The sequence below is a fragment of the Bariatricus sp. SGI.154 genome, assembly GCF_050313795.1.
Lineage (GTDB): Bacteria > Bacillota > Clostridia > Lachnospirales > Lachnospiraceae > CAMBRQ01.
In genome coordinates this window covers 151,955-162,547 of the sequence record NZ_JBNPMC010000002.1, presented here as the reverse complement: position 1 = coordinate 162,547, position 10,593 = coordinate 151,955, and the positions used below count along the sequence as shown (strand labels likewise).

At 43.3% G+C, this 10,593-nt stretch carries 14 protein-coding genes; all 14 read right to left on the bottom strand.

Annotated elements, in window-relative coordinates:
* Positions 1-68: 68 nt before the first annotated feature.
* On the bottom strand, positions 69-392 hold the full coding sequence (locus ACQRBN_RS02710) for a winged helix-turn-helix domain-containing protein (RefSeq protein ID WP_427737400.1): 324 nt from the start codon (positions 390-392) through the stop codon (positions 69-71).
* A gap of 248 nt (positions 393-640) precedes the next feature.
* The gene (locus ACQRBN_RS02705) at positions 641-829 is read right to left on the bottom strand and encodes a DUF6440 family protein (protein WP_216697208.1); all 189 of its coding nucleotides are present in this window, start codon (positions 827-829) and stop codon (positions 641-643) included.
* Positions 830-927: 98 nt separating this feature from the next.
* Positions 928-1,218, bottom strand: coding sequence for a hypothetical protein (locus ACQRBN_RS02700; protein WP_427737399.1), 291 nt, complete (start codon positions 1,216-1,218; stop codon positions 928-930).
* A gap of 163 nt (positions 1,219-1,381) precedes the next feature.
* Entirely contained in the window at positions 1,382-1,720 is a 339-nt protein-coding gene (locus tag ACQRBN_RS02695) for an ABC transporter permease (RefSeq protein WP_427737398.1), read from the bottom strand.
* Positions 1,721-1,722: 2 nt separating this feature from the next.
* On the bottom strand, positions 1,723-1,941 hold the full coding sequence (locus ACQRBN_RS02690) for a helix-turn-helix transcriptional regulator (RefSeq protein ID WP_216697211.1): 219 nt from the start codon (positions 1,939-1,941) through the stop codon (positions 1,723-1,725).
* 125 nt (positions 1,942-2,066) lie between these two features.
* Entirely contained in the window at positions 2,067-2,252 is a 186-nt protein-coding gene (locus tag ACQRBN_RS02685) for a winged helix-turn-helix domain-containing protein (RefSeq protein ID WP_427737397.1), read from the bottom strand.
* A 214-nt stretch (positions 2,253-2,466) separates the two neighbouring features.
* Positions 2,467-3,135 carry an ABC transporter ATP-binding protein gene (locus ACQRBN_RS02680; protein ID WP_427737396.1) on the bottom strand — a complete coding sequence of 223 codons (669 nt, stop codon included), beginning with the start codon at positions 3,133-3,135 and terminating at the stop codon, positions 2,467-2,469.
* Between the two features lie 51 nt (positions 3,136-3,186).
* Complete coding sequence (locus ACQRBN_RS02675; protein ID WP_427737395.1) at positions 3,187-5,781, bottom strand: ABC transporter permease; 2,595 nt, start codon at positions 5,779-5,781, stop codon at positions 3,187-3,189.
* 146 nt (positions 5,782-5,927) lie between these two features.
* Positions 5,928-6,593, bottom strand: a complete 666-nt coding sequence (locus tag ACQRBN_RS02670) for an ABC transporter ATP-binding protein (protein ID WP_427737394.1) — start codon at positions 6,591-6,593, stop codon at positions 5,928-5,930.
* Positions 6,594-6,633: 40 nt separating this feature from the next.
* Entirely contained in the window at positions 6,634-7,656 is a 1,023-nt protein-coding gene (locus ACQRBN_RS02665) for a sensor histidine kinase (RefSeq protein WP_427737393.1), read from the bottom strand.
* A complete protein-coding gene (locus ACQRBN_RS02660) occupies positions 7,653-8,342 on the bottom strand; it encodes a response regulator transcription factor (RefSeq protein WP_427737392.1) in 690 nt (229 codons plus the stop codon). The genes ACQRBN_RS02665 and ACQRBN_RS02660 overlap by 4 nt, the downstream gene beginning before the upstream one ends.
* Positions 8,343-8,700: 358 nt before the next feature.
* A complete protein-coding gene (locus tag ACQRBN_RS02655; RefSeq protein WP_427737391.1) occupies positions 8,701-8,973 on the bottom strand; it encodes a helix-turn-helix domain-containing protein in 273 nt (90 codons plus the stop codon).
* A 155-nt stretch (positions 8,974-9,128) separates the two neighbouring features.
* Positions 9,129-10,040 (bottom strand): glycosyltransferase family A protein, encoded by a 912-nt coding sequence (locus ACQRBN_RS02650; protein ID WP_427737390.1) that lies wholly within the window; start codon positions 10,038-10,040, stop codon positions 9,129-9,131.
* A gap of 124 nt (positions 10,041-10,164) precedes the next feature.
* Entirely contained in the window at positions 10,165-10,590 is a 426-nt protein-coding gene (locus ACQRBN_RS02645; RefSeq protein ID WP_427737389.1) for a hypothetical protein, read from the bottom strand.
* Positions 10,591-10,593: the final 3 nt, after the last annotated feature.

Below are 10,593 nucleotides of genomic sequence, written 5' to 3'. Positions count from 1 at the left end.
TTTAAACTTTCTGATAAGAAAGAGGCAGAGGCCAGCCACTCCAACACAAGGAGCAGCCGCCTCTGCTATTATTCTCCCACACCGACAAACCGATACCCGCTTCCAACTATAGTTTCTATGTATCCATCTCCGATCTTCTTTCTCAACGAACACACTACATTCGCCACCGCCGCCCCGCAATGCTCCGGGTCCGCTTTCCAGACCGCTTCGTAGATCTGCTCTTTTGAAAGAACCCAGGATGGGTGGGATGCCATGTAGAGCAAGGTAAAGAACTCATGGTGGGTAAACGGAACGGGGTGGTTATCGTGGTAAACGGTCTGTTCGTTGATGCGGATTTGCAGGTTGGGGAAGGTGAGTACAGATGGTGTGTGACGATTTGCGATATGTTCCATTGTCGGCTCACCTTCCACTGCCGTGAGAATTTTATTTATAACGTGTTCTTCAGAGTTTGAAAATGTCAGTACCATTACTTTTCCTATATTGCATCACCATCTATTCAAAATTATCTTTATGTACTTTTAGAAGCCCATATTTTACACGCATCAATTCCCAAAATTACAGCAGCTATTATTCCGAATTCACTAGGATACGAGGAAGAGAACAGTCAGACACTGTGTCTGGCTGCCCTTCTAGTAAATTCTTAATTATCAGAAACGATAGGAGTAACGACTGGTTTACCGTCTTTATCCACCAAAACAGTCATCCCGCAGCCCGCCGTCATAGAAGATGAGGCTAATAAATAATTGACGCCCGTCTTTGTATCAACGATAATCTTCCGAACATTCGTTGTCCCCTGTGAATAACTTTCTATAAAGCGATCTTTAGACATTACTTAATGCTCCTTTCCCGAACAGTCCATGCGCCTATATTTTTTCCTGTTCGTTTTCAAAATAAGATCCCCACCTCATTATATTAGACCTTAGAACCTTATTCTCCGATTATTTTGTCAAAAAGTGTTCCTTTTGCTGACACGAAGGCAATCCAATAAACAACTGCCATAAGCACAAGAACCTCTATTGGAGAATAAGACAACGCAATTTCCAGCAACTTGAATTGTACACTAAGCTGTGCAAGAGCAAATGCAATAATAACAGCAAATGCAAGCACAAAGGAAATTGCAAATGTTTTGCGTGCCTTTGATGGATTTTTCTTCAAAAGCAAATAAGAAGAAACTATCGCGGCAAAAATTATGATACTCTCGATAACCGTTCCGACCATATTATCACCTCCTTCTCGACACCGCTATTATAATTTATTTCTTGTATAATGTCAACTATTTCATACTTTTTGAAACAAAAATTTAGGTCAGTCCTGCCATTAACAGGTCTGACCTGGTTGTATGATCGTGGGAGGGATGGATTCACATTCGGAATAAGTGAGGTTATTCAATTTTTCTTAAAATCAACATAGCAACGATTTCGACTATTATCACGGTATCATAAAACCACTGAATTGCGTTTCCTACAAAAAGATAGTGTACTTCATGGGTATCTACCACATATCCCAAAATTTTTGCTAAAAGATTTACCACTAATATAAGGTAAATAAAAGAAATGATGCTGGCTTTACCTATAATTTTCCATCCTCGCTCATCTCGATTTTTCTTTCGGGCAAACATAATAAGCAATATAAGGGTAAGTGGTATCCCTGCCCAAGCGCCCACAATGAAAAGCATTTTATTATTGAACAAGTTCCAGATGAACTCATAAAATGTCTGCATAGCTATTCCTCCTTGAAATCGAATAAATCTTCGATTGTAACATCAAATACCTTTGCGATACTGTATGCCAACAACATAGACGGATTATAGCGGTTTCGTTCAAGTTGCATAATGGTTTGCCGTGATACACCAACCAAATCGGCAAGCTCCTGCTGCGTCATACGCTTAGTTGCTCGATATATATGGATCTTGCTATCAAATGTGTATTTACTCTTTCCCACCTGCTCACCGCCTTCCCAAAATTTCTGTCTTTCAGTATAACATATTTCTTACATATAGTAAAATATAAATTAAAAAAGAACAGGAAGCATTGCCCCCAAAAGGCTACTACTTCCTGTCTATTATACTACCCCACAAACCGATACCCGCTCCCAACCACCGTTTCTATGTACCTATCTCCGATCTTCCGTCTGAGCGAATACACCACATTCGCCACCGCCGCCCCGCAATGCTCCGGGTCCGCTTTCCAGACCGCTTCGTATATCTGCTCTTTTAAAAGAACCCAAGATGGGTTTTGGGCTAGGTAAAGCAAGGTAAAAAACTCATGGTGGGTGAGGCGGACGGGATGGTTATTTTGGTAGACAGTCTGTTCGTTGATGCTGATTTCCAAGTCGGGGAAGATGAGGATATCGGAACTATGGGTGGCTTCCTGGGATTCTGCACCTGGCAGTGAAACCAGGACGGTTTCTGAAACGCTCCCGGAGGGAGCAATCTTCCTCATCACTATTTCTATTTTAACTCCACTATCACGCAACGATTTTTCCATCTTCAATACGCACAATGTAGTCTGCCATTTGCGCGATCTCCGGGTTATGTGTAATCATTACAATAGTCTGGTGAAATTCCTTGCTTGTCATTTTTAGCAGGCCGATCACATCATCACTGGTTTTTGAATCCAGATTGCCGGTGGGCTCATCGGCCAGAATGATGGACGGTTTTGAAGCCAGGGCGCGGGCAATCGCCACGCGCTGCTGCTGGCCGCCGGAAAGATTGTTCGGCAGACTGTCCAACTTACTGTCCAGCCCCAGCAGCTTCACGATCTGCATAATAAACTGCTTATCAGGCTTTTGCCCGTCCAGAGAAAGAGGAAATACAATGTTTTCCCAAACAGTCAACACCGGCACCAGATTGTAGTTCTGAAAGATAAAGCCGATTTGTTTACGCCGGAAGATCGTAGCCTGTTCGCTGTTCAGCTTTGCAAGTTCTGTATTGCCGATTTTGATACTTCCCTCAGTGGGAGTATCAAGGCCGCCCAGCATATTAAGCAGGGTGGATTTGCCGCTGCCGGAAGTGCCGATAATGGCGGTGAATTTGCCGCGCTCAATTTCCAGATCAACGCCGTCCAGGGCCTTTACCATGGTGTCGCCATTGCCATAATATTTTTTAAGACCGGTTGCCTTTAAGATGCTTTCCATAGAAATGTCCTCCTTAATGGGAATGTTTTTGGATTGTTTCTGTATAGACCGTTATTCCGCTATACGCAGTTGCTCCACGATGCTACCCTTGTTGAAGAATTTAAGCGCCAGAACTGGCACAATAGCGCCTACAACCAAAAGGACAACGGAAACAATGAGCGCAGGAAGTAAGGTAAAGCGGAACGTAAAGTACCAAATGCTCCCGACAATGCTCTTTACAAGCGTAAGGTTCAGGATCGTAGCCAGGACAAGCCCGAATAAGCAGGCCCCCGCCGCATAATAGGTTCCCTCAAATATCATCATTTTGGTAAGCTGCCGGTTTGTCATGCCAATGCTCTGCATCGTTGCAAATTCATGCCGCCTTGTCAGAATTGTAGTAATCACCATGTTAATCAGGTTCAGTACACCGGCAATCCCAAATATAATGCCAACAAGACCGCCGACAAACTTAATCATGGTGCGGGTTCCCTCTGCGTTTTCTCTAGCAGAATCAGCAGACAGATAATTGATGCTGGTGTCTACGTTTTTCATATAGTCATTCAGAAAAGCGGTCATGCTTTCTCTTTGACTTTCTTCCACATTAAAGGCATATTTGTAGGCCACGGGTTCATCGTACAATTCTTTATAAATGCTGGTAGGCAGATAGAGGAACAGTCCATCTCCGCCGACTGTCAAGGGGCCGTTAGCAGTAATGCCGATTTCTGCATCATCCCCGTTTCTTGCCGCCTTTGCCAGAATGGGCAATTCCATTACAGGCTCCCCGTTTTTATAAACGGTAATGACATCTCCAACATTCAGAAAGTCGAAGTCGGAGCTTTTATCAATCTGCATTGTCTGGTAGTCAACTTGAACGCCCAGTAACACGCCCTCGCCATTCTGCATCTTTTCATAGAGAGTATGCGCGTCTGTTTCCCCATCTTCTATAACCATACGGGCAATCGCAGTTTCTTCCATGCCATACACATTACAGATCGGGTTCCCATCGTCGCCAAGGTTATAGAACAAATAATTAGCTGTCATGCCCTCCATCAAGCCGGAATTTGGGGATTGTTCGATTTCGATAAATTCTGCCCCCCAATCAAAGGTCACATTGGTATCTTCAAGAGTATTTTTGTAAACAAGGCTTCCGTCGATCACGCCCGGCTGCGCCGCAATATCCTCAACCGTTTGCTGTGAAAGTGCCTGTTCCCGCAGGGAAAATCCTTTTTGTCCGTTGGTGCTGTCAGCATTTACCACGGCAAAATCACTTCGTATCATCAGGGCCACTTCTTTTTCTATGTCCATACTATTAGCGGCTGTCCCTATACAGTTGAGTAGCACAATACACAGCATGAGTGACACCATAATGAAAAAAGTGCGACGTCCGTTACGTCCAAGGTTTGACCAGGCAAGGCGGGGAATACTTGCGCCCAGGCTGCTTTTTTTGGAAGTCCGTTTGCCTGTGTTGCTTTCCACATAACGAAATGCCTCGATAGGGGAAATATTTGCCGCTACACGCACAGGCTTTCTCGTACTTAAAAATACCGTCAGCGCAGACAACACGGTTGCACCAAGAAAAATGAGAGGGGACGGTGAAACTTCCGATACAATATTGGTATAGGAAACTGCTAAAAATGTCATTACTTTGGGCAAAGCTGCCTTTCCAATGAAAAATCCAATAATCAGGCCAATCGGAATACCAATGCATGACAACCACAAAGCCTGCCGGTTAATCAGCTTTTTCACCTGGCGTTTGCTCATTCCAATGGTGCGGTAAAGCCCGTACCGGCGGATTTCCTGCATTACGGCAATGTCAAACACGTTATAGATCAACAGATAACCGCAGAAAATAAACAGAACGATGAATACAACTGCCATGAAGATCAGGCTGGGGTCTGCTGTCGGATTGGTCATGGTGTTAATGACAGCGGGAAGATAGTTGGAAGCGGCCACGTCTTCCGGGTTCCCTCCTACATCACGCGAAAAGTCCTGCATTTTCTCTTGTAAGCCCACTGTGCTTGTTGCCGTAAAGTCAGACCAATATGTTCCGGCTATTTCAGCGTCCTTATCGTAGGTATATTCAAAAATGGCCGGGTATTCATCCAGGAAAGCGGTTCCGGCAATCATCATACTTGTCTGTTCATTGGTAGCTTCGTACCAGCCCGACACCACCATCGGCAAACTGTATTCCTGTCCATGTGCGGTAAACTCAATCGTTACCTCCGCACCAATTTTCAGCTCTGCTCCCAAATCAATTAAGGCCCGGTCAGAAGTAACAATTTCGTTTGCGGCCTCCGGCATTTCGCCGTGGCTGGGGCTGCAAAAGGTCAAGTCAGCCTGTGTCTGATCTACCACATCAAATTCAATATTGTGCCGGTTGGTATTGCTTAAAAACCCTACCGGCATCCGCAAACCAGCCTGATCTACAAAATCGGCCTGTTGTAAGGCTTCAAACTGTTCTGCGGTCATGTTCCGAAAATCGCCGTCCGAGCTGCTGCCTTTCTGTATCTGCATGGTAAGGGTCAGGGATTCCATAAATCCCAAACCGATAGTAGTAACAGAAGTAAAAAGAACAGCAGTAAGGGCGATTGCCAGTACCGCGATTAAGTTTCGTACCCTGCTTGTGGCAAAGCTGCGCCGGGCAAGGGTTCTTAACATCTCTTTCATGGGGATTACCTCCTGAGCTTCTTGCTGATAAAATCATAACACCTCAATGTTACAATTAAGGTACAGTAAAGGTACATTTTTGTACCATTCAATTTTCCCAAAAGAAAGCGCCCCAATTTCTCGTCAGGGCGCTGGCAACGTGGTACTTACTCCACAATCCGTCCGTCTTGCAGGCGTACCACACAATCAGCAAGTTGGGCAAGCTCTAAATTATGCGTTATCATGATCAGAGTTTGATGAAAGGTTTCCGTAGTCATTTTTAACAGGCCCGCTACATTCTGGCTGGTCTTTACATCAAAGCTCCCGGTTGGTTCATCAGCTAAAATAATGGCTGGTTTTGTGATTAAAGCCCGCGCAATGGCAGTACATTGTTGACCTCCGCCTGAGAGCATATAGGGGTAGGCGTCTAATTTTTCATTCAGCCCTAAAAGGTCTACAATCTCTGAAAAGAATACTTCATCTGGCCGGGAATCGTCCAATGACAGAGGAAATAAAATATTTTCCTTTATCGTCAATTCAGGCACCAGATTGTAGTCCTGAAAGACAAATCCCACTTTTCTGCGCCGGAAAACAGTTAATTGTTCTTCGGTCAGTTCTGCCAGATTGATGCCGTCAACAATAACAGTTCCCTCGGTTGGTTCATACAGCCCGCCGATCATATTCATAAGAGTAGTTTTTCCAGAACCGGAGGCCCCAATGATAACGGTGAACTTGCCTTTCTCGATGGAAAGGTCGATACCGTCCAATGCTTTTACCAGACGGAAACCTTTCCCAAAATTTTTTTTTAGATTATGTATCGTTACTATATCCATTGTTCAATCCTCACTTGATTTTACAGGAAGCAGCGTAAGGCTAATTCAAAAGACACACAGAGAAAGTCGTCCCTTTTCCGATTTCTGATTTTACACTGATATAACCTTTTTGCCGGGTAATAATGCCACGAGCTAAATACAGGCCGAGTCCAACTCCCTCCATAGAAGCCACTTCCTGCGCCCGGAAAAATCGCTGAAACACATCATTATAATGCTCCGGGGCAATCCCTATTCCTGTATCTGAAATATCTATCCGGGTATAAAACTGCCACGGACGGACACTCACACGGATATTTCCGCCCTCCGGCGTATATTTTACGGCATTGTCCAAGATGTTGCTTAACGCTTCGACTGTCCATTTGGAATCGTGTTTGACGGTCACATGGGTATCACATCCCACATCAATCTGAATGTTCTTCTGGCCTGCCTTTGCCCAAATACTATTGACTGCTTGTGCAATCGTATTATATAGACTGCCGGATTCCATGTGCAGAGTAAATGTCCCCGTTTCCAGACGTGACATTTTAATAAGGGACTGCATCAGGAAATCCAGTTTATTGATTTGTGCGGACATAGTAGCAAGAAATTCATTCCGCTTTTCATCGGATAACTGGTGCTGCTGTAAAATGTTCGTGAACATCTGAATATTTGCAATGGGTGTTTTCACCTGATGGGATATGTCGCTGACTAATTCCTGAATTGTCTGCTTATCCTGCTCACTTTGCCGCTGCCCCTCCCGCATACGGTCATAATATTGCAGGAGTTTACTTTGTACTTTGGATGTCTGAGAATCTTCGTATGGATTGTAATTTTCCGGCTCTCGCCCATCCATCAGTGCATCCACAGTTTCGCAAATATCATTCGCAAACTCTGATTGTTGCCGCTGCTGGCATCGGCTCCACAGGCACACCAATACAAACATAATTGCGCCGAACACCAATAAAATAATCCGTATTCCAATCGGGGGAATGTAGTTCCACACCACCCCCAAAAGAATAAGCACAATCGCCATAACAGCTAAAACGGTTTTCACCGGGAACCGTTTGAATGTTGTCTTTTTCATACCTTTGCCCCTGTCCAAACATAACCCATTCCTCTGACTGTCTGGATATAGGAATGGCCTGCTTCTTCAATTTTTGCCCGCAGCCGGTTCATGGTTACGGTAAGGGTATGATCGTCAATATAGTTCCCGTCACAATCCCATAGCTTTTCCAACAGGATTTGCCGCGTCACAATGTTTCCGGCGTTGGAAGTCAAAAGCCGCAGCATTTTATATTCATTTGGGGTAATTGCCAGCTTTTCGCCATTCCTGATAGCAGTCAGCGCACTAAAATCCAGATGCAAGAATCCATCATCATAACAATCGGCCGTAGCCTTTGAAGTGGAGGTTCCTCGCCGTAATGCAACTTCCACACGGCGCTTTAGAATTTGAATATTAAATGGTTTAGTTATATAATCTTCTGCACCAAGCTCAAACCCCTTTAGTTCATCCCGCTCCAAATCATTAGCGGTTAGGAAAATAACCGGCAAATTTGGTATAATTGCCTTTACTTCCCGGCAAAGATTAAATCCATTGCCATCAGGAAGATTCACATCCAAAATCATCAGATCAAAATGTTCACTTTTCAAAAGCTGCTGTGTTTTTTGACAGTTATAAGCAGCCACCGTCAAATAGCCGCAAGTATCTAATTCAAAACATAACCCCGCACTTAGAGCTAAATCATCTTCAACAACCAATATCTTTTTCACTCAAACTACCTCATCTTGTAAAATTTCCATATAGCATTATACCGTAGTTTTGCAAATTTCTCAACGACAGTATCAGAATAGCCACTCAAATCCTCTTTTGCGGAAAAGTTCTGACACCCTCTTAGTTATGCGAAAAGGTGGGGGCTTCTTTTTAAGAAGTTTACCCCACCCTGTTATTTTTCCATGAGTATGAACCGTTCGTCCATGAAACACACAAATTTTATGTACTCTGATTTCTGCATGAGCTGGATTTTTCCCACATATAGGGCTTATTTCGGACTTTTCTACCACATAATGTACCCTCGAACCGTTTTCAAGCCCGATACTTCGTGAAATCAGACACCACTATACGCCAATGTTATATCCCCTCATTTGTTTCCTCTTCTGCTATCCTCTCCGTTTTCTCCAAAGGAAAGTCTGGTATCTTCTCCAGCAGGTTCAGAATAATGGATTGTTTCATATCCTCGTCCACATAGGTTCTCACACTGCCGTCCGGCTGCCTTTCTTTTACCGTGGCGAGTTCTTCAATATAAGAATCGTAGTGTGCAATGACTTTTTCTGTTGCCCATCTTTCTCCAGCAACCGCCGCTTTGATGATTTCATAAGTCAATGAATTCTGCTGTTCTTCCATGCCCGTACCTCCACCAGTTTGATTGCTTATAGCATACCATATCTGCGGTCGACTATCTAGTTCTGATCAGTATCTCCGTGGCATTGATGTTGTGTATAATCATTGGCCTATTTAGATGCTGGATTTTCAATCCGTGCAACCTAGTGGTTGTATATCTACTTATTAATTGACATAATTCGAACTGCAGAAGCCATTCCTCCATCACCGTATGACGGGTTTTTTATAAAATCTTTTGATGATTCACTCAAATCTTGATAACGTGTTATTGAATGAATAATCTCGTTCTCCCATCCATATAATCTCGAATTAGATATTGCTTCAATATCTAACAATACATCTGAAATATGCGCGCAATAACTATTGATATGCTTTTTAGTAATATAACGCATAAGTTCAAGCCGCTTATTCATACTTTTTACATTAGCTGAGGCAGGTGCTGTACGATAGTTAATCAACGGTTTTTCGACCATTCCAATGTTTGCTTCTGGTGCAGTTTCTAACATACTTAAAAAGAAATCCCAATCCTCAAATCCAGAACGCATGGACTCATCATAACCGCCACATTGTTCGTAAACTTCTCTACGAAGAATATGCGTTGCCGGACAGCAATTGTGCGATAAAAATGGTACTATATTTCCACCAGTAGGGCGAACCACCGCATCTAAAACTCCAAAAGTATGCATCCAAGATGAAGCCGCAACCATCGATGGATTGTCACAAAGTAAATTACTGACATATTCAATGTATGTAGGTTCAATCTTATCATCTCCATCAAGGATTAACAGCATTGATGCCTGTGATTTTTTAATTCCGGCATTTCTTGCAGATGATACACCACCATTTTCTTGATAATGTATCACTACCGGAATTAGTAAATCCGTATTTTTTTCAATTTCGTTCAATATGTTCAGAGAGTATTCATCTGTCGAACCATCATCCACGATAATAATTTTTTCAGGTATTAACGTTTGGTTACACAACGACTGTACTGCTTCAAGAATCATAGAGCCTTGATTATAACTTGTTATAACAGCCTCAATATCTGTTCTCTTATCATTTATATTCACTTTATATTTTCTCCTTCAGACTTCTAAATTTGCTGCTCCCACTCAAAATTAATGGATTCTGCTGTTCCTCCATGCCGTACCACTACTATTTTGATTGCTTACAATATACCACATCCAAGTGCATCTATCCAGTAGGCCCTAAGAAAAAGGTCAACAAGCTCACAGGCAGTATGCCACTGCTGCGATAGGCTGAGTCAGCAGCAAACCGCTGGTACATGGAAAATCTCCATGCTCCAGCGTTTTGTTTTACAGTACCATATTCATACGTTTTTACTGTTTCTCTTTTGCGAAAAAGTATCCCTTTTGCCAAAATGTATATCACCCGTTCCCAAATTTCTATCCCCTGGGGTAAATCAGTTTCCGCATTGTCATTCTGCGGAAACAGAAACACACATCCATTTTTACCCCAAAGTTGCGGAAGTCTTTGATTTACCGGGCTTTTCTCGACAGCCAAACGACTGCTCCACATAGCCAGTATTAACAATTTTGCAAAACCGCATCCCCCTAAATCTCCCTTATTTACGGGCTTCTTTGCACTTAGTTTTGCCAAATT

Coding starts and splice junctions, on each gene's coding strand:
- ACQRBN_RS02700 (WP_427737399.1), bottom strand. CDS start 1,218: ATGGTCGGAACGGTTATCGAGAGTATCATAATTTTTGCCGCGATAGTT.
- ACQRBN_RS02705 (WP_216697208.1), bottom strand. CDS start 829: ATGTCTAAAGATCGCTTTATAGAAAGTTATTCACAGGGGACAACGAAT.
- ACQRBN_RS02665 (WP_427737393.1), bottom strand. CDS start 7,656: ATGAAAAAGACAACATTCAAACGGTTCCCGGTGAAAACCGTTTTAGCT.
- ACQRBN_RS02655 (WP_427737391.1), bottom strand. CDS start 8,973: ATGGAAGAACAGCAGAATTCATTGACTTATGAAATCATCAAAGCGGCG.
- ACQRBN_RS02670 (WP_427737394.1), bottom strand. CDS start 6,593: ATGGATATAGTAACGATACATAATCTAAAAAAAAATTTTGGGAAAGGT.
- ACQRBN_RS02675 (WP_427737395.1), bottom strand. CDS start 5,781: ATGAAAGAGATGTTAAGAACCCTTGCCCGGCGCAGCTTTGCCACAAGC.
- ACQRBN_RS02695 (WP_427737398.1), bottom strand. CDS start 1,720: ATGCAGACATTTTATGAGTTCATCTGGAACTTGTTCAATAATAAAATG.
- ACQRBN_RS02710 (WP_427737400.1), bottom strand. CDS start 392: ATGGAACATATCGCAAATCGTCACACACCATCTGTACTCACCTTCCCC.
- ACQRBN_RS02680 (WP_427737396.1), bottom strand. CDS start 3,135: ATGGAAAGCATCTTAAAGGCAACCGGTCTTAAAAAATATTATGGCAAT.